Raw genomic sequence first — 22,354 nt, forward strand, 5'->3', positions numbered from 1 at the left:
ACTGCTGTCCTGGGACAGCCGTGACGGCCACCAGCGTGGCTTTTTTATTGATGCGGTCGGCACTTCCGGCTAACCGGAGCACTCAAGAGAAAGCGGGAGCAGATCATGCGATGCTTCATTACCGGCGCGGCCGGCTTTGTCGGTGGGCCTCTTGTCGAAAGACTGCAGGGCGAGCGGCTGTGGGAGCTTCAGGTGACGACGCGATCCGCAGCCGCCGGCTTTCCGGCAGCTATGCGGCATTTCCCCATTGACATAACCGGCGAAACGGATTGGGCGGCCGCTCTCGACGGTGTTGATGTCGTCGTCCATCTCGCCGCCCGCGTCCATATCATGAACGACCGCGCAGCCGATCCCCTGACGGAATTCCGCCGGATCAACACCGCCGCCACGCTGAACCTCGCCGAGCATGCCGCACGCGCCGGGGTAAAAAGGCTCGTGTTCATCAGCAGCATCAAAGTCAACGGGGAAGAGAACGACCGGCCCTTCCGCCACGACGATACGCCGATGCCGCTGGATCCCTACGGCGTTTCGAAGCTGGAAAGCGAAATCGGCCTGCATGAAATCGCCGCCCGAACCGGCATAGAAGTCGTTGTCATTCGGCCACCGCTCGTCTATGGGCCTGGCGCCAGGGGCAACTTCGCCCTGCTCGTCGGGCTTGTCAGGAAGAAGGTACCGCTCCCCTTCGCGTCCCTGAAGAACCACCGGACACTGGTTGCGCTTCCAAATCTCGTCGATCTGATCGTCACGGCCATGACGCATCCGGATGCGGCCGGCCAGACCTTTCTCGCAGGCGACGGAGAAGACCTCTCCACTCCTGGGCTCATCGAAGGCATTGCGGCAGGGTTGGGCGTCAAGCCGATGCTGCTCCCCTTCCCCCCCGCCTTGCTGCAGCTGGGGGCGAGATTGACGGGGAAAGACGCCGTCTACCAGCGTCTTTGCGGTTCGCTGCAGGTCGATATATCCCACGCCCGCAACGTGCTCGGCTGGTCGCCGATCGTCACGCCACGCGAAGGTCTGAAGCTCGCCGCGACGTAAAAGCTATTCGCTGGTGACGCCGTGGAATGGGCGCACTTCGCGGCCGGGCATGAAGACGCCGAGGCGCTTGATTTCCCATTCGAGCTTGATGCCCTCTTTCTCGAAAACCTCGCGGCGCACCTGTTCGCCGAGATATTCGAGATCGTAGCCGGTCGCCTGCCCCATGTTGATCATGAAGTTGCAGTGAAGCGACGACATCTGCGCTCCGCCGATGACGAGACCGCGGCAGCCTGCCTCGTCGATCAGTTTCCAGGCCGAATGGCCCTGAGGATTCTTGAAGGTCGATCCGCCGGTCTTTTCGCGCACCGGCTGCACCGTCTCGCGGTGATTGCGCACGGCGTCCATCTCGGCTCGGATCTGGGCACGCTCTTCCGGATAGCCCTCGAACAGGACGGAGGTGAAGATCAGCTCGCTGGAGGCCGTCGAATGGCGATAGGAATAACCCATTTCGGCATTGGACAGCACGTGCTTGTTGCCCTTGCGGTCGACCGCGTTGACCTCGATCAGCCGCTCGCGCGTTTCGACGCCGTTGGCCCCGGCATTCATGCGCGCCGCGCCGCCGATGCTGCCTGGAATACCGTAGAAGAAATGGAAGCCGCCGATGCCGTTATCCATCGCCATCGCCGCCACATGTTTGTCGGGGCAGATGGTGCCGGCCAAAATACGATTTTCGCCCGCAAGCTCGACAAAACCGAAGCCCTTGGCCGACAGGCGCAGCACGACGCCGGGAATGCCGCCGTCGCGCACCAGGATGTTGGAGCCGACGCCGATCACCGTCAGCGGCACCTCTTCCGGCAATATTTTCAGGAAGGCGACAAGATCGTCGATGTCATGCGGCTGGAACATCAGCTCGGCGAGACCGCCTGCCCTGAACCAGGTGACGCGGTCCATGGGGGCATCCGGCGTGATGCGACCGCGGATATCCTTTACACCGTCTCCGAGAGACGCGAGCAGCTTTTCCCCATTCACCTGTTTCATACGGACTTTCCCGATAGGCCTTCCAATTGCTTGGGCAGCGCGGCTGCCCAGGATGTGATGCTCCCAGCCCCCAACAGAACCACGAAATCGCCCGGCTTTGCAACCTCCGCAACCATCTGCGGCAGAAGCTCGGCGGAGGAGAGGAAGCGAGCGTCGCGATGGCCGCCGGATTTTATCCGCGAGACCAGCGACACGGAATCGATACCCGCGATCGGATCTTCGCCCGCCGCATAGACCGGCGCCAGGAAAATGCTGTCGGCATCGTTGAAGCAGGCGGCGAATTCCTCGAACAGGCTTGCCAGGCGGCTATAGCGATGCGGCTGGTGGACTGCGATCACCCGCCCCTTGCAGGATTCGCGGGCCGCGCGCAGCACCGCCTTGATCTCCACCGGATGGTGGCCGTAATCGTCGAAGATCTGCACCCCGTTCCATTCGCCGGTCAGCGTGAAACGGCGCTTGACGCCGCCGAAGGAGGCAAGCCCCTTGGCGATGTCAGCGCTCGATATGCCGAGCCGGTTGGCAACGGCGATCGCCGCCGTCGCGTTGGAAATATTATGCCGTCCGGGCATCGGCATGACCAGCCCCTTGAGCTCGATCACCTGGCCGGTGCGGCGGCGGCGGATTTCGACGTCGAAGATCGAGCGCGTGCCGTCGATGCGCACATTGGTGAACCGCACGTCGGCCTGCGGGTTCTCGCCATAGGTGATGATCTTGCGGTCCTCGATGCGGCCAACCAACGACTGCACCTCGGGATGGTCGAGGCACATGACGCCGAAGCCGTAGAACGGCACGTTCTCGACGAACTGCCGGAAGGCGGCGCGCACGGCATCGAAATTGCCGTAATGGTCGAGATGCTCCGGATCGATATTGGTGATGACGGCGACATCGGCGGGAAGCTTCAGGAAGGTGCCGTCCGATTCGTCGGCCTCGACCACCATCCACTCGCCCTCGCCCATGCGGGCATTGGTGCCGTAGGCGTTGATGATGCCGCCGTTGATGACGGTCGGATCGAGCCCGCCGGCTTCGAGCAGGGTGGCGACCAGCGAAGTGGTCGTCGTCTTGCCATGCGTGCCGCCGATAGCGATCGCATTGCGGAAGCGCATCAGCTCGGCAAGCATTTCGGCGCGGCGCACCACCGGCAGCAGCTTTTCGCGGGCGGCGATCAGTTCCGGGTTGCTCTTCTTGATCGCCGTCGAGACGACGACGACTTCGGCATCACCCAGGTTCTCGGCCCGGTGGCCGACGAACACTTCGATGCCCTTGTCGCGCAGGCGCTGGACATTGGCGCTGTCGGCCTGGTCGGATCCCTGCACTTTGTGGCCGAGATTGTGCAGCACTTCGGCAATGCCGCTCATGCCGATGCCGCCGATGCCGATGAAATGAACGAGACCGATCGCCTTCGGCAGTTTCATGCGCGTGTCCTCTTCAATTCCGCAATTGTCCGTCCGGCGGCAATAGCCTCAACCATGTCGGCAAGCAAGTTCGCGGCATCGGGTTTTCCGGCGAGCTTTGCCGCCGCTGCCATGTGCGAAAGCTTTTCCGGATCGTTCATGACAGCCGCCAGGATCGCCGCGATCTTCTCCGGCGACAGCTCCGACTGGGCGATCACCTTAGCCCCGCCGGTCGCGGCGAGCGCTGCCGCATTCGCCGCCTGGTCATGATCGAGCGCGTGCGGGTAAGGCACCAGAACCGCCGGCCGGCCGATGACCGAGATCTCCGAAACCGTCGAGGCGCCCGAGCGGCAGATGACAAGGTGGGCTTTCGCCAACCTCTCGGCCATGTCGGTGAAGAAGGGCGCGATATCCGCCCCCATCTCCAGCTTGGCGATGCAACCGCCGACCATCTCCATATCCTCGGGGCGCACCTGCTGGGTGATGCGCAGCCGCAGGCGCAGCGCATCGTCGAGCAGGCTGATCGCCGTCGGCAGCGCCTTGGAGAAATATTGCGCGCCCTGGCTGCCGCCGAAGACGACAAGGTTGAAGGCTTCGCCGGGATGCGAGGGCGTGTAAGGCACCTCGGCGGCGGCGATGATCGCCGGGCGGACCGGATTGCCCGTCGTCACCGTCTTGTCCGGGAAGGCGCCGCCCCCCTCCGGCAGGAAACCGCCGGCGATACCCTGCACGCGGGTCGCCAGGGCCTTGTTGGCGCGGCCCATGACGGCATTCTGCTCGTGGATCATCGCGGGCACGCCGAGCCTCGTGGCGGCAAGCAGCGGCGGCACCGTCGGATAACCGCCGAAACCGACGACGATGACGGGCTTCAGCCGCTGGATCAGTTTCTTCGCCGCCCGCATGCCGCTCCAGAGCGTCCACAGCGAACGGGCGACGGCGGCCGGGTTCTTCGAGCCGATCGTCGCCGACGGCACGACATGGATCGCCTCGGCCGGAAATTTGCCGGCATAGCGCTCGGCCCGGCTGTCGGTGACGAGATGCACCGAGTAGCCGCGCTCCTTCAGCTTGAAGGCCAGCGCCTCCGCCGGGAACACATGGCCGCCGGTACCCCCGGCGGCAAGCAGCACGATGCCTTTGCCCATTGCCTTTTACTCCGCCGGCATGCCGTGCGGGACGCGGAAAAGACTCCGGTCCTGCGCGCGTTTTTCCGGTCGATGGCGCGTCAGCGCCAGAATGAAGCCGGCGGTGACGCAGATCGCCACCATCGATGAGCCGCCGTAGGAAATCAGCGGCAGCGTCATGCCCTTTGCCGGCAGCAGCTCGAGATTGACGCCGATATTGATGATCGACTGGATGCCCATCTGCAGCACCAGGCCGGCAACGGCGAAGCGATTGAAGTCGTTGCGCTCGCGGTAGGCATGCGAGAGGCCGCGCAGCACCAGCACGGTAAACAGCGCCACCAGCGCCATGCAGAAGACGATGCCGAACTCCTCGGCCGCGACCGAGAATATGAAGTCGGTATGCGCATCCGGGATGATGCGCTTGACGATGCCCTCGCCCGGTCCCTGGCCGAACCAGCTGCCGCGGATGATCGCCTCACGCGCGGTGTCGATCTGGAAGGTGTCGCCCTCGCCGGTCATGAACTTGTCTATGCGCAAGGCCACGTGCGGGAAGACGTAATAGGCGCTGAGCAGGCCGCCGGCGCCGCCGATGCCGAGCAGCATGATCCATATCCATGGCATGCCGGCCATGAAGAACATCCCGCCCCAGACGGCAGTCGTCAGGATGGTCTGGCCGAGGTCGGGCTGCGCGACGAGCAGAGCGGCGACGATGGCAAACAGGATAATGGCGAAGAGATTGCCGGGAATTTCAGGCTGGCGGGCATGTTCGGCAAACAGCCAGGCGCAAACCACGACGAAGGCGGGCTTCATGAATTCCGAGGGCTGGATCGAAAGGCCGGCGATCCAGATCCAGCGCCTGCCGCCCTTGACCTCCTGGCCGACGAACAGCACCAGCACCATCATGGCGAGCGAGACGATCAGCAGCAGGATCGCCGTTCGCCGCACCTGCCGTGGCGTCAGGAACGACAGCCCGAGCATGACGGAGATCGAAGGGATCATGAAGGCCGCATGGCGCTTGACGAAGTGGAAAGGCTCGAGCCCGATGCGCTCGGCAACGGCCGGAGATGCCGCAAAGGATAGCATGAAACCGATGCCCATCAGGAAGATGAACATTGCCAGGAAGAAGCGGTCGATGGTCCAGAACCAATCGGCCAGAGGCCCACGTTCCGCGCGGCTTACCATGTCATTTCTCTCCTGTTGCCGAACCGATCAGCATCGCGATCCCGTCAAGCGCCGCCACGTGTCCGACGAAGGCCTCACCCCTGACTTCGAAATTCTTATACTGATCGAAGCTTGCGCAAGCCGGGGATAACATCACGGCCGAAGCGGCGGCCTCGTCGCGCTCGGCATCGGCCGCCGCATGCACGACCGCGCGCTCCAGCGTGCCCGAGATCTCGTAAGGTACAGCCTCGCCGAGCGTCGCTGCGAATTCCGCCGCCGCCTCACCGATCAGATAGGCCTTGGCGATGCGCGGAAAATAGGGAGCGAGCGTCGTGATGCCGCCTGATTTCGGCAGCCCGCCGGCAATCCAGTAGATGCGATCATAGCTCGAAAGAGCCGGAGCCGCAGCATCGGCATTGGTCGCCTTGGAATCATTGACGAAGACGACGCGGCCACGCTGCCCCACCGGCTGCATGCGGTGCTTGAGGCCGGGGAACGAGGCAAGACCGGCGCGAATGTCGTCGGCGGAAACGCCGACGGCAAGGCAGGCGGCAACGGCTGCGGCGGCGTTCTGCGCATTATGGCCGCCGCGCAGCGTCTGGATGCCGTCGAGATCGGCGAAGGGCAGCATGGCGCCGCCTCCGGCCTGAATGAGCCTGGTGCCCTCGGCATAAATGCCCGATGCCACAACGCTGCGGCGCGAAATGCGCACCACCTTGACATCCGCCCGCTCGACGCGGTCGGCAATCAGCGCCGAATGGCTGTCGTCGACGCCGATGATCGCGACATCGCTGCCGGCGACCAGTCGTTCCTTGACATCGGCATAATGCTGCATGGTGCCGTGACGGTCGAGATGATCGGGCGTCAGGTTGAGCAGAATACCGGCGGACGGGTTCAGCGTCGGCGCCAGGTCGATCTGGTAGGAGGAGCATTCGACGACGTAATAGCGCCCGGCCTTCGGCGGATCGAGCGTCAGAACCGCAGTGCCGATATTGCCGCCGAGCTGCGTATCGTAGCCCGCGGATTTCAGGATATGGGCAATCAGCGCCGTCGTCGTCGACTTGCCGTTGGTGCCGGTGATGGCGATGAACGGGCAATCCGGCGCATGGGCGCGGCGCTCGCGCACGAAGAGTTCGACGTCGCCGACAATGTCGACGCCGGCGGCCCGCGCAAGATCGACGGTCCAGTGCGGCTTCGGATGGGTCAACGGCACGCCTGGTGATAGCACGAACAGCGCCTGCTGGCTCCAGTCGATGGTGTGCAGGTCCTCCGTCCGGATGCCTTCGGCTGAAGCCTTGGCGACGCTGTCGGGATTGTCGTCCCAGGCGGTCACCTCGGCGCCGCCTGAAACCAGCGCCCGGGCGGTGGCAAGGCCCGAGCCGCCGAGCCCGAAGAGCGCGACCTTCCTGTCCTTGAGCGTCGTGACCGGGATCATCGCCGCCTCACCGCAGCTTCAGCGTCGAAAGGCCGAGCATGGCAAGGCCGACGGCGATGATCCAGAAACGGATCACCACCTGGCTCTCGGTCCAGCCCTTCTTCTCGAAGTGATGATGGATCGGCGCCATCAGGAAGACGCGGCGGCCGGTCATCTTGAAGAAGCCGACCTGGATGATGACCGAGAGCGTCTCCATGACGAAGAGGCCGCCGATGATCGCCATGACGATCTCATGCTTGGTGGCGACGGCAACGGTGCCGATCGTGCCGCCAAGCGCAAGCGACCCGGTATCGCCCATGAAGATGGCGGCCGGCGGCGCGTTGAACCAGAGAAAGCCGAGACCGGCGCCGATGACGGCGCCGAGGACGACGGCGAGCTCGCCGGTGCCGGGCACGAAATTGATCTGCAGGTAGTTCGCAAACACCACATTGCCGGCGAGATAGGCGATGACGCCGAAGGAGGCCGCCGCAATCATGACAGGCACGATGGCAAGCCCGTCGAGGCCGTCGGTCAGGTTGACGGCATTGCCGGCGCCGACGATGACGAAGCCGCCGAAGACGACGAACATGATGCCGATATTGATCATGAAGTCCTTGAAGAAGGGAAAGGCGATCGACGAGCCGAAGGTCGAACCGGCAACGCCCGAGGCGAGGGCAGTGCGCATCATGAAATAGACGGCGATGCCGGCGATGACGAACTCGATCCCGAGACGCGCCTTGCCGGAAAAGCCCATATGGCTCTGCTTCGTCACCTTGAGATAGTCGTCGTAGAAGCCGATCGCGCCGAAGCCGAGCGTCACCAGCAGCGTGGCGACCACATAGACGTTGGAAAGATCGGCCCAGAGCAGCGACGCGCCGACGATGCCGGCCAGGATCATCAGCCCGCCCATGGTCGGCGTGCCGGCCTTCTTGAAATGCGTCTGCGGCCCGTCGGCGCGGATCGGCTGGCCTTTGCCCTGCCGGATGCGCAGCGAATTGATGATGGTCGGCCCGAACAGGAAGACGATCAGGGCCGAGGTGAACAGAGCAGCGCCTGTACGGAAGGTAATATATCTGAACAGGTTCAGAAATTTGAAATATTCCGACAGTTCGACAAGCCAGATCAGCATTCAGGGCCCCTTGTTTACCCGATCAAAGTTCGCGTTGCGTGTCGGAAAATGGCGGGAACTTGTCAAGGAGCGCGGCGACGATCTTGCCGAAACCGATGCCCAGAGACGATTTCACCATCAACACGTCGCCCGGAGCGACCGAGTTCAATACATAATCCGTCAATTCGCCGGTGTTCTCGCGATATTCGACATGGACGCTTTCCGGCAATGATTCCTTCAGCGCAGCCATCTCTGCGCCTGCGAGCCAGACATGTTCGATGCCGGCGGCAAGCAGCGGCACGGCGAGATCGGTATGAACCTTCTGCGCATACTCGCCCATCTCAAGCATGTCGCCGAGCACGGCGATACGGCGTCCGCGCCCGGCCGGCTCCGAGGCCGCCAGCAGCGCGATCGCCGCCCGCATCGAGGCCGGATTGGCATTGTAGCTTTCGTCGATCAGCGTAAAGCTGCCGCTGCCGCTCCCGATCGAAAGCCGGTGGCGCTTGCCCCTGCCCTTTTCCGGCTTCAGCGTCGCCAGCGCAGCGATCGCCTTCTCCATGTCGGCGCCGACAATCCTGACGACCCCGAGCGCAGCGAGCGCATTTTCGGCGATATGGCGGCCGGGCGCGCCGATCGCGACCTCCAGCGTCTCGCCGCCGATCGTCAGCCAAAGCGTCGAATTCTCGTCCGCGCCATTGAATTCCGCCAGCCGGAATTCGGCCTTGGCATGCTGGCCGAAGGAATGGATATGCTCGATACCGAGCGACTGAGCCGTGCGGTCGAGGAAATTGAACTGGTCGTTGTCGCGGTTAAGCACCACATGGCCGCCCGGCTCGAGCCCCTCGAAGATCTCCGCTTTGGCGGCAGCGATCTCCTTGATGTTCTTGAAATTGCCGAGATGCGCCGGTGCGATCGTCGTGATGATGGCGACGTCGGGACGGATCATCTCGACCAGCGGGCGGATCTCGCCGGGATGATTCATGCCGACTTCGAAGACACCGTAATCCGTATCGTCAGGCATGCGCGCCAGCGTCAGCGGTACGCCCCAATGATTGTTGAAGGAGGCGACGGAGGCATGCACCTTGCCGGAGGGCGACAGCACATGCCGCAGCATTTCCTTGGTGGTCGTCTTTCCCACGGATCCCGTCACCGCGATGATCCGGGCCTTGGAGCGCTCGCGCGAGGCAAGGCCGAGCCGGCCGAGTGCCGCGAGCACATCCTCCACGACGATCATCGGCACCGTCAGGCGGCCCATGGCCGGAAGCCTCGCCTCACTGACGACGAGAAGGGAGGCGCCGTTCGCCACCGCCATCGATGCGTAGTCGTGACCGTCGACACGGTCGCCCTTAATCGCGAAGAAGGCTTCGCCTTGAGCAATCGAGCGGCTGTCGATGGAAATGCCGGTGATGCCTTCAGGCAGAGTGCCGAAGGGGCGCCCCGCCATTGCTGCGATCATGTCTTCGGTCGTCCAGAGCCAGCTCAAGATTGCAGTTCCTCCAAGGCCTTGCGCACCTCCGCATGATCGGAGAACGGCAGGGTCACGCTGCCGATCGTCTGCCCTTCCTCATGCCCCTTGCCGGCGACGATCAGCGTATCGCCGGATCGCAACATACCAACCGCCTCGCGGATCGCGGTGGCGCGATCGGCGATTTCCGAGGCGCCGGATGCTGCCGCCATGATCTCCGCCCGGATCGAGGCCGGCTCCTCCGAGCGCGGATTATCGTCGGTGACGATGACGACGTCGGCAAGCCGGCAGGCGATTTCGCCCATGATCGGCCGTTTGCCGCGATCGCGGTCGCCGCCGCAGCCGAAGACGACGACGACGCGGCCGGTGGTGAAGGGTCTGACCGAGCCCAGCACATTTTCCAGCGCATCCGGCTTATGGGCGTAGTCGACATAAGCGAGCGCGCCGTCTTTCGTATGGCCGACCAGTTCGAGACGGCCGGACGCGCCGACGAGCTTCTCGAGTGCGGCCATCGCCACCTTCGGCTCGACGCCGGTCGACATGGCAAGCCCTGCTGCAACAAGCGCGTTGGCGACCTGGAAATCGCCGGCCAGCGGAATGTCCACCTCGAAAATCTCGCCGCCGATATGGATCTCGGCGGTCTGCTTGTGGCGGAAGTGCTCGACACGTTTCAAGGCGAGGTAATCGCCCTTGCGCCCGACGGTGCGCACATCATGACCGGCATCGGCGGCGGCCTTGATCGCCTGCGCCGACCACGGATCGTCTGCGAAGATCACCGCCGGCGAGCCCTTCCGCAGCAGCAGTTCGAAAAGCCGCATCTTGGCGGCCATGTAGGCCTCGACCGTCGGATGATAATCCATATGGTCGCGGCCGAGATTGGTAAAGGCGGCCGCGGCTAGCTTGACGCCGTCGAGCCGGCTTTGGTCGAGGCCGTGGCTGGAAGCCTCCATCGCCGCATGCGTGACACCTTCGCCGGCAAGGTCGGCGAGCAGCTTGTGCAGCGATACCGGATCGGGCGTCGTCAGCGAACCGTAGTCGTTGCGTGTCGGCGAGACGACACCTGTTGTGCCGATCATCGCCGCCGCATGCCCCGCATGCGCCCAGATCTGCCGGGTGAACGAAGCCACCGAGGTCTTGCCCGCGGTGCCGGTGACGGCGACCATGGTCTCGGGCTGTCTGCCGAAGAAACGCGAAGCGGCGATGGAAAGGAAACGGCGCGGCTCCTTGACCGCAAGCACCGGGATGGAAGCCTCGACGGCCTGGGAAGCGATCGCGACGGCAGCCCCCCGGCCGGCCGCATCGGCGATGAAGCCCGCGCCGTCCGCCTTGGTGCCGGCGACCGCGACGAAGGCATAACCCGGCGCCACGTGTCGGCTGTCCGAAGACAGGCCTGAAATATCAAGCAGGCCTGCCGGGCCTTCGAGCTGTGCTTCAATTTCCGGAAACTGATCTCCGGCAAGGTCTCGCAATTTCATCGAATGCACTTTTCTCTCTTGAAGCCGGTCCACCCCTCGCGAATCGGCGCCGATATTCATTCACACTCAATAAGACACCAGCAAGGCCGATCCGCCCTCCCCGAATTTCGGCTCGATACCGAGAATGGGAGCCGCACGGCTGATGATCTCGCGGGCGATCGGGCCTGCGGTACCGGCCGAGATCGTTCCACCATATTGCTTCTCGCCGGTTTTCGGCTCGTCGCAGAAGGTGATCACCGCATATCTTGGATCGTTGATCGGGAATGCGGCAATAAAGGAATTGAAGTTCAGGGTCGCCGAATAGCGGCCGTTCACCACCTTGTCGGCCGTACCGGTCTTGCTGCCGACGGCAAAGCCCGGCACGCGGGCGACGCGGCCCGATCCCTTGTACCCGTTGAAATCGAGCAGGTAGCGGATTTCATCGCTGGTCGTCTTTTTAATGACCTGCGTGGCGATCTCGTCGGCCTGTTCGCGGCTGCGCGGCAGGAATGTCGGTTCGATCAGCTTGCCGCCGTTGACGAGAGCGGCAGCCGCCACCCCTGTCTGCAGTGCCGTCGTCGAGACCCCGTGGCCGAAGGAAATCGTGATCGAATTGATCTTCTTCCAGACCCGCGGCTGGCTCGGCATCTTCACCTCGGGCAGTTCGGTCTGCATCTTGGTCAGCAGGCCGAACTTGGTCAGATAGTCCTTCTGCGCGTCGATGCCGACGATGTCGATGACGCGCGCCGTGCCGATATTCGAAGAATACTGGAAAATCTCAGGCACGGTCAGCCAGCGGCGCTGCCCGTGGAAATCGTGGATGGTGAAGCCACCGATATAGATCGATTTGCTGGCATCGAATGTGTCGGTCATCTTCACCTTGCCGGTGTCAAGCGCCATCGCCAGCGAAAAAGTCTTGAAGGTCGATCCCATTTCGAAAGTGCCGTTGGTCATCCGGTTGAGCCAACCCTCCTTGGCCCCTTCCTGCGGATCGTTCGGATCGAAATCCGGCGCCGAGGCCATGGCCAGCACTTCCCCGGTATGCACGTCGATGACGGCAGCACCCGCCCCCTTAGACTGGAAATTGTTGACGGCGTTGACGACCGCGTCCCGGACGATGTTCTGCACACGCAGGTCGATCGAAAGCCGCACCGGCTCAAGCGGCTGATCGCTGGTCATGCCGACCGAGGCGAGGTCGGCTAGCCCCTGGTCGTCGATATATTTCTCCATGCCGGCGACGCCGCGGTTGTCGATGTTGACATAACCGAGGATATGCGCGGCGGTCGAACCGCCCGGATAGAAGCGGCGCTTCTCCGGCCGGAAGCCGATGCCGGGAATGCCGAGCGCCAGGATCTGGCTCTGCTGCTTCGGTGTCAACTGCCGGCGCAGCCAGGCGAAATGCGAGGTTTTGACCGAAAGCTTCTTATAGGTATCCCGGACGTCGAGCTCAGGCAGAACAGTGGCAAGCTTTTCGACCGCCTCGTCGGCATCGACGATCTTGTTGGGTTCGGCAAACAGCGAGACGGTGCGGATGTCGGTCGCCAGCACTTCGCCGTTGCGGTCGAGAATGTCGGGGCGCGAGGCCATCAGCCGATCGGGCGGCAGGATGCTGGAGACGACCTCCTGATCCTTCATCGCATATTCGACGAGACGGCCGCCGATAATGACGTAGACGCCCATGAAGCCGAGGATCAGCAGGCCGACGCGGCTTTTTGCCTGCCCTGATTTCTTCTTGCGGGAGCCCTCGATCGCCAGGCCGGCGGGGGACGGACCGCCGAACCGGTTATAGACGCCGGCGGAGAAATGCGCCTGGCTCTTCAAGACCATGATGCGGGAAAGAAACGACATTATTCTACCGACCCCGTTTCGATCTCGTCTGCTTCATCCTCCTCCGCGGCGCGCGGCGCGGGTTTTGGAACGGGCTGCGCCTTCGTCGTGACGGTCGCACCGGCCAGGGCCGCGCCTTTAGCGCCGCCTGCGGTCGCGCCTTTAGCGCCGCCTGCGGTCGCGCCTTTGGCGCTGGCCTCGGTCGCGCCTTTGGCGCTGGCCTCGGTCGCGCCTTTGGCGCTGGCCTTAGCCTCGGTCACGTCAGGCACGGGAACCTCGGATTTCAACATCGGCAATTCCTTGGCATGCACCAGCGCCGTCGATTGCGTCGGCTGCAGCTGCAACTCGTCATCATAGGCTTTCACCAGCCGTTCCAGCCGGTTCGGCTGCGATTGCAGCGCCCAGTCGGCCTTGAGAAGGTCGATCGTATCCTCCTCGAGCTTGATCTCGGCCTCGAGGCGATGAACCTCCTCGAGCTTCAATTCGGCGCGATGCTTGATCGTGTAGGTGACGGCGGCGGTGGCCGTCATGACGCCGATGAGCACGAGATCGAACGTTTTCAGCATATCAACCTCCAAGCTTTCCGAGACTGGCGAGATTGGGAAATCCGAAGAGCGACATATCCGCAGCTTCGGCGGCGGCCTCCGTCCTCAGGCCGGCGCGCAGTTTGGCGGAGCGGGCGCGCGGGTTTGCCTCCGCTTCCGCTTCGCTTGCCGAAACCATCGGCTTGCCGATCGGCGCGAATGTTGCCGCCCGTTCATGCGCAACCGGCAGATGCCGCGACCCCGACGCCTTGCCGGCGCGGTCGGAGAAGAATTTCTTGACGATGCGGTCTTCGAGCGAATGAAAAGTGACGACGACCAGCCGGCCGCCCGGCTTCAGCGCTGCCTCAGCGGCAAACAGCGCCTGGGCGAGTTCGCCGAGTTCGTCGTTGACGAAGATGCGCAAGGCCTGAAACACCCGTGTTGCCGGATGGATCTTGTCCTTCATCTTGCGCGGAGTGACCAGCTCGATGAGACCGGCAAGATCGCGTGTCGTCTCGAACGGCTTTTCCTCGCGGCGTTTCTCGATCGCATGCGCGATGCGCGGCGCCTGGCTTTCCTCGCCGAGAAAATGGAAGATGCGGATGAGATCGGCGACCTTGGCGCGGTTGACGACATCGGCGGCCGAGACACCTGCGGCCGACATACGCATGTCGAGCGGCCCCTTCTTCTGGAACGAGAAACCGCGCTCGGCCTCATCGATCTGCATGGAGGACACGCCGATATCGAGCACGACGCCGTCAAGCCCGCCTTGCGGCGCATGATCGGCAAGATGCGAGAATTGTGAATGAACAAGCTTGAGACGGCCAGCATGGGCAGCAACCATTGCCTGGCCCGCCGCAATCGCCGTCGGATCGCGGTCGAGCGCGATCACCTCGGCGCCGGCTGCAAGGATGGCCGAGCTGTAACCGCCCGCACCGAATGTACCGTCGAGGATGAGCTTACCAGGCGCGGGCGCCAGCGCCGAAAGCACTTCATCAAGAAGAACAGGAATGTGACGAACCGGTCCGCCACCGGCATCAGTTGAACCTCCGCCAGGATTCGCCACCATTCCGTTCCCTCGTTCTTTCAGGAACGCTTGCCCGCCAGCTTGCGCTCCCCTCGTGCCTGCGCCTGCGCAGCCACAAAAGCCTGCGGCTGCCAAAGCTGAAAATGATCCGCCCGACCGACGAAAGTCACTTCGTCCGAGATGCCGGTAAAGCCGCGAATGAAATCCGTGACCATCAACCGCCCCTCGGCGTCGAGCTTCATGAAGACCCCGCCCCCGTGAATGAGAAGCGACATCTCGTTCGCATCCGGCGAAAACGGATCCTCCGCAGCGATCTGCCGTTCGAATCTTTCGAGAAGATCCGGACCGCCGACGCTGATCGCCGGAAACACAAAGTCCTGGAAGCAATAGAGTTCCAAAACATTGCGCTGCGCCAGCACGGAACGAAACGCCGAAGGCACGGAAACCCTGCCCTTGGCATCGATCCTGTTGGTCGCATTCGAAAGGAAGCGGCTCATCACACGAAACATCCGTTCCCGCAGGGATCCGGACCAAAAGACGCCCGAAACTCCCGATATCAGGCACAGCTTCGCAAGCCGGATGAGTAAAGACCCCTCCGACGCTTCCGGAGAGGAAGACGCCTTTGCTTTGCGATGAATGGGCAGGTGATTGCCCTGGTGCAGTGCGCATTTGGGATAGCATGGGACCATATGGGCGTCAATGGGATACGCCCATTTTGCAATAGACGCATGATCAAAAATTTATAAGCCGTTAAGTTTAACAAAGGGTTAGGATCGCCCATCTCGCGATGGCGGCCGCGCTGCTTTTGGAAAAAGAATTTTCAACAGGCGGAATGCATGAGCATTCACTTGAAAACTTTCGATTTCAGTGACTTAGCTGGAAGTGATCGCTGACATCGGGGCTTGGTCGCGCCACAAGAGTTAATCGCCAGTTGGCCTGTAAGCCGGGTTCTGTATGGCACCGGCGTGAGCCGGAACGTGGCAGCCATTCGTCTGGGACAGCGTTCGCACGCTGCCTCGCGCAACCCACCCGGATGACTGGCCTGGAAACCGGCCGGAAGGCCTTTCGGCCCGCCACGTCATCCCTATTCGGTCTTGCTCCCGGTGGGGTTTACCGTGCCATTTCCGTTGCCGGAGATGCGGTGGGCTCTTACCCCACCCTTTCACCCTTACCTGTCATGACAGGCGGTTTGCTTTCTGTGGCACTTTCCCTGAGGTCGCCCTCGCCGGACGTTATCCGGCACCGTGTTTCCGTGGAGCCCGGACTTTCCTCACCCTACCGCCTTTCGGCATTGGTAAAGCGCGGCTGCCCAGCCAACTGGCAGGGCTCCCATAAACGAGAGAGATGGCAATTGCCATCAAAAACGATGGGCCTAGCGAAATTGCGGTGTGAATTCCGTGGAATAGCCCTGTTCGCTGATTCTGCCCGACAAAAGCAGCTCGGCTCCGAGCCGGCCGATTTCGTCCGAGCTCTTGGCAGAGGTGCCGGCGCAGCCCGTCAGCACCGCAATTTCCGGCGATGAAGTGTAGCCGATCATCGGATGGCCGCTTTCCGTCTGCGACACGACGCAGGCGGCCGTGGAAATCGACAGCGGCGCCATATCGGGCACGAGCCCTTCGACGATACGGTTGAGATATGTGCGCACGATCTCGCGTCCCTCGGTTTTGAACCAGGCGCGCATCGCGACCTCGTCGCCGAGCACCAGATCGTCGGGATCGCCGCCGATCTTCAGGTAGAATTTGCCGTCGGGATAACGGATCGGCGGCAGCAGATAGATATGGATGCCAGGCACATCGAGAATGAGCGACGGCATGGCCGCAAGACGCAGCGCATCGGTCTCGCTCACCTCGAAAAGCGTTACCGTCCGGCCATAAACTGTCATGGCAACCGGACGCGGCAACAGATTCTTCGCAATGGAAAATCCGCCCGCAGCCAGCATCACCTTCTCACCGCGATAGCGCCGGCCGCCGGCTGTCTCGACGACAGCCGATCCGCCCTCGCTGCGGATCGAGACGGCATGGTCGCGAATGACGGCAGCACCCGCCTTTTCCGCCAGCAGCGACTGTGCCTTGACCAGGCTGCGCGGACTGATGTGGCCGGCCCCCTTCGCCTCGAAGATGCCGGCGGCGTCATCGGGAAAAGCGAAGTATGGAAAGGCGGCTTTCAGCCCGGCCTCATCGAGACGGCGGGTCTCGACGCCGAGCGAGACGGCCGCCTGCCGGGTCCTCTCCAGATAATCGCTTCCATCCGGCGCGACGACCACGCAGCCGACCTCGCGATAGAAGTCGATGCCGCTGTCGCGGGCAATCTCGCGGTACCGGCCGATCGCGCGGTTGGCGAGCAGCGCCCAGTTGCGGTCGGGATCGATGGTGCGGGTGATCCGCCCCTCGTCGTAATGGCTGGCGAAGACGCCCTGATGCGCCTTGCGATCATCAGGCTCGTCGGGGCCGATCACCGCCACGCCGTCCGCCTGGCGGGCCAGATGCCGCGCCGCCGCCGCCCCCATCAGCCCGCGGCCGACGACGATATATTTGAAATCGACTGCCATGATGCTCCCTTTCAGGCAAAGACCGGCGTCAGCTCGCCGCCGAAATCCTGGTCGCCGAGTTCACCTTCGGTCAGAAGCACGGCGCCCAGCCGTCCGAGTTCGTCGGAGGATTTGGCTGCGACGAAATTGCCGCCGGTGAGCACCGCGATGCGCGGCGACTGCGTAAATCCGGCATAGGGATAACCGGTCGGCGTGAAATTCGCCACGCAAGGCCCCGAGGTGACCGGGCAGCCGGCAAGCGCCGGCATCAACGTGAGGGCAACGCGCGAGAGATGCTCGCGTTCAGCCACGCTGCCATCGGAACGGAACCACGCGCCGACATCCTCCAGCGCTCCGAAAGACAGCATCTCGGTATCGCCGCCGAGTTTCAGATAAGTCTTGCCGTCGGGATAACGCACCGGGGGCAGGATATAGATGTGGTCTTCCTCCCGCTCGCCGAGCACGATCGTCGACGGCGTATCGCCGAAGATCGCCATCTCGCGCTCTCCGATCTCGTAGAAAGCGACCGTGCGCGCCATCACCCTGGTATCGACGGGACGCGGCAGCAGGGCATTGAAATTGCTGAAACCGCCGGCAGCGACCAGCACGCGCTCGGCACTGTAGCTTCGGCCACCGGCCGTCACCTCGACATGGGAGCCGGCGTCGCGCACGGACGTTGCGGTTGCCTCGATCAGCGTAACGCCGCCCTGTTCGGCAAGCTTGGCCTGGGCGCGCACGAGCGACCGCGGGTTGATATGGCCGGCGCGTTTGCGTTCAAAATAGCCGCTGAAGTCTGCATCGACGGCAAGATAGGGAAAGCGCCGCGAAAGGTCCGACGATGCGATGGTCTCGATGTCGCTGCCGAGCGTCCGGCTGACGGTCAGCGCCCGATCGATATAGTCCTGCTCGCTCTTGTCAGGCGCTGCAAAGAGGCAGCCGACTTCCGAAAAGAAGGAAATGCCGCTCCTTGCCTCGATCTCACGGTAGCGGTCGAGCGCGCGGGCGGCGAAGGTTCCCCAGGCCAGATTGCCGTCGAAGGTGCGGGTGATACGCGCTTCGTCGTAATGGCTGGCGAAGACGCCATCATGAGCTTTGCGTTCAGCCGGCTCGCATGGGCCGATCAGCGCGATGCCGTCGGCCATCGCGGAGAGATGCCGGGCGGCGGCGGCACCCATCATGCCGCGTCCGATGATGATGAACCTGAAATCGACTGCCATATCCCACCTCGCTGAATTCCAGCGATACCATGGCAGTCATCTTGAATCATTTAGATCTTATCAGGGATAAGCGCTTCAGCGCTCAGAGCATTGCCAGAACCTTGCCGCAATAGGACTTGGACACCGGGTTCATGCGCGTGGCGCCATGGCCGGCATTGTATTTGAGGATGGTGTTGCAGGTCTCGCCACCACCGAGATCATGGGCGGCAGCCAGATATTTCATGCCGTACTTGATGTTGGTTTCCGGATCGAACAGGCCCTTGGCGCTGCCGGAATAGCCCATCATGCGGGCAGTTGCAGGCTTTATCTGCATCAGGCCGATTTCACCGTGGCTGCCGCGCGCATTCGGATTGAAATTGCTTTCGATGCGGATGACCGCGGTCGCAAGCGCAACCGGTACATTATATTGGTTCGCATATTTGCTGATCAGTGCGGAATAGGAATTGCCGGAAACATTGGCGACGGAATAGCCGCTCTGGCGCTCGACCGTCTTCAGCGGGCGTTCCGCCGTTTTGAGCGGATGCTTCGCCGGCTTGACCGAACGCTCCGCTTTGTTCAACGGACGCTCTGTCTTCTTCGACGGACGCTCGGCTTTCTTCACCGGCGCATCGGCTCGCACACCCCAGTCATTCGCAAAGGCAAAGCTATTTCCGGCCAGCAGCATGCCAACGCATGTTGCAGCAACAACAATCAGTTTTCTCATGTAGTCTTGAACACTCCGACCCAAAGAATTTCCGGACGGCGCGCCTCGCTGTCACAATGAATATCAGATCAATGAGCGATCTTCATTCGCGGTAATTCTTATCATTTCACATAGCGCCCGCGGTTTAACTCAAAAACAAGCCCGAGAACCGCTTGGCGACGTTCTTAAACCATCGTAATGAGGAGATAATAGGGAAATGATGTGGCAGGTCGAATTTCGCTCTGCAGTGCGAAATTCGGCGTTTCAGCAATTGTCGAGGAATCAGGAATAACGCGGCAAAGCCGACAGTAGCCGGTGCAACGTGTCGATCGTCGAGAAATCGGCGATGCCATCTATTCGTTCGGGCCGAAAATGCCGCTGGAAAGCTTCGACGTCACCAGCCATTTTTTCCGAGAATTTTCCTGTGATTTCAGTTCCATAACCATAAAGCGACAGCATCGACTGCAGCGCTTCCACAGGTTGGCCGGCGTCGCCTCGCTGGAAGAAGCGCCCGCCGGTGATCGTTGCCGGCTCGACCCAGTGCCCGATGCCCGCCCTGTGGAGTTCGCCCCAGGGGAATTTCTCACCCGGATCGACCTTGCGAATCGGGGCGACATCGGAGTGCCCGAGGATCCGTTCCGGCGCGATCGACCAACGTTTGACACAGTCGCGACACAATTCGATCACCGCGGCGATCTGCTCTTTAGGGTAATCGGGAAGTCCGCCGGGATGGCCGGCATTGGCGATCTCGATGCCGATCGACAGCGAATTGATATCCGTCACGCCGTGCCAGCTGCTCTTTCCCGCGTGCCAGGCCCGCCGCACCTCCGGCACCAGCTGCACCACCTCGCCGTTCTCATGCACGAAATAATGGCTGGAGACCTGGCTCTCGGCGCGACAGAGCCAGTCGAGCGCGCCATCGGCCGTCGGCATGCCGGTATAGTGCAGCAGGATCATGTCTGGACGGCGCCCGTCCGCGCGCTCGCCATGGTTCGGCGAAGGCTGCACGCGGGCGCTCCCGCAGTCGGCCTCGAAAGAGGTCATGCGGCGCGGCGTTCCTTCTCGATCGCCGCATAGGCCGCGTTCAGCGCCGCCATGCGCTCATTGGCGATGACGTGGAACTCCTTCGGCACGCCGCGCGAGATCAGCCGGTCGGGATGGTGTTCGCTGACGAGGCCATGATAGCGGCGGCGGATGGTCGGGAAATCGTCCGAGGGCAACACGCCGAGCACCTTGTAGGGATCGCCGCCTGTGGAGACGTGACGGGCGGCGATCTGCTCGAAGCGAGTCTCGCTCATCTGGAAGATCTCGGCTATATGGCTGAGGAAATTCAGTTCCTTCTCGTGGATCAGCCCATCGGCCTTGGCAATATGGAAGAGACCGTCGAGCACATCTTCCAGCACCGTGCAATTGGCCGCGCAGGTGATGCAGAGCGTCGAGAGCCGTTCGGCATAGGCTTCGTAGCCGGCCACGTCCTGGCGTGCGAGGTTGTAAAGTCTGGCGACGTTCTTTGCCTGGTCCTGCGGGAATTCGAAGATTTCGCGGAAGGCTTCGACCTCCTTCTCGCTGACGATGCCGTCGGCCTTGGCGATCTTGGCCGACAGCGCGATGATCGCCACGGAGAAAGCCACCTTGCGCCGGGTCTCGGGATCCCCTTCGAAAACCGTTCGGATAGCCTCGACCACCGCAGACAGCGCATTGCCCGCGGTATTGCCAATGGCATTCAACAGTTTTTCCCAGAAGGACATCGAAATCTCTCGCACGCTTGTCAACTTATATACAAACAGCTTGACCAAAGAATCGTAGCCTTTGCAAGGCGACTATTGGTCGTAGGGCCGAACACAGTTTTCACGATTTGGTAATTGTCGCACCGCAGCATATGGCCCTCTGGCGCCCGGCACCTGCGCCCCGCACCGCGCTCGCCGGCAATTTCCACAAGAGTTGTCGACAGTCAGAACGGGCTTGAAACGATTATATCTGCTGTTCCGGTCGCCACGCGGCAGAAAGGCGCGTTTTCGTAAATTCTTTACTTTACAGGCTCCTTTCCCTGCCGCATCCATGCGCTCATACATGTCGCTCGGAAGTGTGCAGCGGGTCCGGGATGACGACATGCATGAAAACAATGAGCTAAGCGCGTCGCTTGAATCGAATTCGATGCGGCGCCGATAGCTGACACCGCCGCACCGAAACGCCATAGGAGGGATCATGGCCAAGCAGAAAGTCGCAATGCTGACCGCCGGAGGCCTGGCGCCCTGTCTTTCCTCCGCCGTCGGCGGCCTCATCGAACGCTACAGCGATATCGCCCCCGACCTCGATATCGTCGCCTACAAGTCCGGCTACCAGGGCGTATTGCTCGGCGACTGCATCGCGATCACCCGCGAGATGCGCGAAAAGGCGCCGCTGCTGCATCGTTATGGCGGCTCGCCGATCGGCAACAGCCGCGTCAAGCTCACCAATGCCGCCGACTGCGTCAAGCGCGGCCTGGTCAAGGAAGGCGACAACCCGCTGCGAGTGGCCGCCGAACGTCTTGCCAATGACGGCATCACCATTCTCCATACGATCGGCGGCGACGACACCAACACCACCGCTGCCGACCTTGCCGCCTATCTTGCCGCCAACGGTTACAACCTGACCGTCGTCGGCCTGCCGAAGACCGTCGACAACGACGTCGTGCCGATCCGCCAGTCGCTCGGCGCCTGGACGGCCGCCGAAGTCGGCGCGCATTTCTTCGACAATGTCGGCAACGAACAGACGGCCGCCCCCCGCACCCTCGTCATCCACGAGGTCATGGGCCGCCATTGCGGCTGGCTGACGGCCGCCACCGCCCGCGCCTATCTCCAGCGCACCAGCCGCAACCAGTATGTCGACGGCCTGATGATGGACGCGCATCTGAAGAGCATCGACGCCGTCTACCTGCCCGAGATGGCCTTCGACCTCGACGCCGAGGCCGCCCGCCTGAAGGAGAGCATGGACCGCAACGGCCACGCCACGGTCTTCGTCTCCGAAGGCGCCTGCCTCGACGCCATCGTCGCGGAGCGCGAAGCCGCCGGCGAGACGGTCAAGCGCGACGCCTTCGGCCATGTGAAGATCGACACGATCAATGTCGGCGCCTGGTTCCAGAAGCAGTTCGCCAGCCTGTTGAACGCCGAACGTTCGCTCGTGCAGAAATCGGGCTACTTCGCCCGCTCGGCGCCCGCCAACGGCGACGATCTCCGGCTGATCCAGAGCATGGTCGATCTCGCCGTCGAAAGCGCCCTCAATAAAGTCTCCGGCGTCACCGGCCACGATGAAGCGCAAAACGGTAAATTGCGCACTATAGAATTCCCACGCATCAAGGGCGGCAAGGCTTTTGACCTGTCGACGGCATGGTTTGCCGAAGTCATGGACAATATAGGCCAGAAATACAAAGAAGCGTGATTGACG

Annotated in this window: 19 protein-coding genes and 1 other RNA gene; 2 read left to right on the plus strand and 18 right to left on the minus strand. The window is 62.5% G+C overall.

Going from position 1 to position 22,354, the window contains the following annotated elements:
- Positions 1–105 precede the first annotated feature (105 nt).
- On the plus strand, positions 106–1,035 hold the full coding sequence (locus tag AMK05_RS15060) for a UDP-glucose 4-epimerase family protein (protein WP_064839685.1): 930 nt from the start codon (positions 106–108) through the stop codon (positions 1,033–1,035).
- Positions 1,036–1,038: 3 nt separating this feature from the next.
- Here AMK05_RS15060 and murB read toward each other — a convergent pair whose 3' ends face one another.
- The 18 genes from murB to AMK05_RS15150 all read right to left on the minus strand — a co-directional run bounded on the left by murB (position 1,039) and on the right by AMK05_RS15150 (position 20,679).
- Positions 1,039–2,013, minus strand: a complete 975-nt coding sequence (gene murB, locus AMK05_RS15065) for a UDP-N-acetylmuramate dehydrogenase (RefSeq protein WP_064839687.1) — start codon at positions 2,011–2,013, stop codon at positions 1,039–1,041.
- Positions 2,010–3,425: a UDP-N-acetylmuramate--L-alanine ligase gene (gene murC, locus AMK05_RS15070; RefSeq protein ID WP_064839689.1), complete on the minus strand. Its 1,416-nt coding sequence runs from the start codon at positions 3,423–3,425 to the stop codon at positions 2,010–2,012. The genes murB and murC overlap by 4 nt, the downstream gene beginning before the upstream one ends.
- Positions 3,422–4,546 carry an undecaprenyldiphospho-muramoylpentapeptide beta-N-acetylglucosaminyltransferase gene (gene murG, locus AMK05_RS15075; RefSeq protein ID WP_064839691.1) on the minus strand — a complete coding sequence of 375 codons (1,125 nt, stop codon included), beginning with the start codon at positions 4,544–4,546 and terminating at the stop codon, positions 3,422–3,424. The genes murC and murG overlap by 4 nt, the downstream gene beginning before the upstream one ends.
- Before the next feature lie 6 nt (positions 4,547–4,552).
- A complete protein-coding gene (ftsW, locus tag AMK05_RS15080; protein WP_049733640.1) occupies positions 4,553–5,707 on the minus strand; it encodes a putative lipid II flippase FtsW in 1,155 nt (384 codons plus the stop codon).
- Between the two features lies 1 nt (position 5,708).
- Positions 5,709–7,121 (minus strand): UDP-N-acetylmuramoyl-L-alanine--D-glutamate ligase, encoded by a 1,413-nt coding sequence (murD, locus tag AMK05_RS15085; protein WP_064839693.1) that lies wholly within the window; start codon positions 7,119–7,121, stop codon positions 5,709–5,711.
- Positions 7,122–7,128: 7 nt separating this feature from the next.
- Positions 7,129–8,229 (minus strand): phospho-N-acetylmuramoyl-pentapeptide-transferase, encoded by a 1,101-nt coding sequence (gene mraY, locus AMK05_RS15090; RefSeq protein WP_003593357.1) that lies wholly within the window; start codon positions 8,227–8,229, stop codon positions 7,129–7,131.
- 22 nt (positions 8,230–8,251) lie between these two features.
- Complete coding sequence (locus tag AMK05_RS15095; protein WP_064839695.1) at positions 8,252–9,691, minus strand: UDP-N-acetylmuramoylalanyl-D-glutamyl-2,6-diaminopimelate--D-alanyl-D-alanine ligase; 1,440 nt, start codon at positions 9,689–9,691, stop codon at positions 8,252–8,254.
- Entirely contained in the window at positions 9,688–11,208 is a 1,521-nt protein-coding gene (locus tag AMK05_RS15100) for a UDP-N-acetylmuramoyl-L-alanyl-D-glutamate--2,6-diaminopimelate ligase (protein WP_064839698.1), read from the minus strand. Before AMK05_RS15100 ends, AMK05_RS15095 begins: the two co-directional genes overlap by 4 nt.
- A gap of 6 nt (positions 11,209–11,214) precedes the next feature.
- Positions 11,215–12,975 (minus strand): peptidoglycan D,D-transpeptidase FtsI family protein, encoded by a 1,761-nt coding sequence (locus tag AMK05_RS15105; protein WP_049733644.1) that lies wholly within the window; start codon positions 12,973–12,975, stop codon positions 11,215–11,217.
- On the minus strand, positions 12,975–13,520 hold the full coding sequence (ftsL, locus tag AMK05_RS15110; RefSeq protein WP_064839700.1) for a cell division protein FtsL: 546 nt from the start codon (positions 13,518–13,520) through the stop codon (positions 12,975–12,977). The genes AMK05_RS15105 and ftsL overlap by 1 nt, the downstream gene beginning before the upstream one ends.
- 1 nt (position 13,521) lies before the next feature.
- On the minus strand, positions 13,522–14,547 hold the full coding sequence (gene rsmH / locus AMK05_RS15115) for a 16S rRNA (cytosine(1402)-N(4))-methyltransferase RsmH (protein WP_064839702.1): 1,026 nt from the start codon (positions 14,545–14,547) through the stop codon (positions 13,522–13,524).
- A gap of 17 nt (positions 14,548–14,564) precedes the next feature.
- Complete coding sequence (gene mraZ / locus AMK05_RS15120; RefSeq protein ID WP_064839704.1) at positions 14,565–15,002, minus strand: division/cell wall cluster transcriptional repressor MraZ; 438 nt, start codon at positions 15,000–15,002, stop codon at positions 14,565–14,567.
- A gap of 426 nt (positions 15,003–15,428) precedes the next feature.
- Positions 15,429–15,826, minus strand: an RNA gene (rnpB, locus tag AMK05_RS15125) — RNase P RNA component class A.
- 51 nt (positions 15,827–15,877) lie between these two features.
- Positions 15,878–17,053: an NAD(P)/FAD-dependent oxidoreductase gene (locus tag AMK05_RS15130; RefSeq protein WP_064839706.1), complete on the minus strand. Its 1,176-nt coding sequence runs from the start codon at positions 17,051–17,053 to the stop codon at positions 15,878–15,880.
- Positions 17,054–17,064: 11 nt separating this feature from the next.
- On the minus strand, positions 17,065–18,249 hold the full coding sequence (locus tag AMK05_RS15135) for an NAD(P)/FAD-dependent oxidoreductase (protein ID WP_064839708.1): 1,185 nt from the start codon (positions 18,247–18,249) through the stop codon (positions 17,065–17,067).
- 82 nt (positions 18,250–18,331) lie between these two features.
- Entirely contained in the window at positions 18,332–18,952 is a 621-nt protein-coding gene (locus tag AMK05_RS15140; RefSeq protein WP_064839709.1) for a lytic transglycosylase domain-containing protein, read from the minus strand.
- Positions 18,953–19,213: 261 nt separating this feature from the next.
- Complete coding sequence (locus AMK05_RS15145; RefSeq protein WP_064839711.1) at positions 19,214–19,975, minus strand: N-acetylmuramoyl-L-alanine amidase; 762 nt, start codon at positions 19,973–19,975, stop codon at positions 19,214–19,216.
- Positions 19,972–20,679, minus strand: a complete 708-nt coding sequence (locus AMK05_RS15150) for a J domain-containing protein (protein WP_064839713.1) — start codon at positions 20,677–20,679, stop codon at positions 19,972–19,974. The genes AMK05_RS15145 and AMK05_RS15150 overlap by 4 nt, the downstream gene beginning before the upstream one ends.
- A gap of 457 nt (positions 20,680–21,136) precedes the next feature.
- Here AMK05_RS15150 and AMK05_RS15155 point away from each other — a divergent pair, with 457 nt between their 5' ends.
- Positions 21,137–22,348, plus strand: a complete 1,212-nt coding sequence (locus tag AMK05_RS15155) for a pyrophosphate--fructose-6-phosphate 1-phosphotransferase (protein ID WP_064839715.1) — start codon at positions 21,137–21,139, stop codon at positions 22,346–22,348.
- Positions 22,349–22,354 lie beyond the last annotated feature (6 nt).

The sequence above is a fragment of the Rhizobium sp. N324 genome (assembly GCF_001664485.1).
In the GTDB taxonomy this organism is placed as follows: Bacteria; Pseudomonadota; Alphaproteobacteria; order Rhizobiales; family Rhizobiaceae; genus Rhizobium.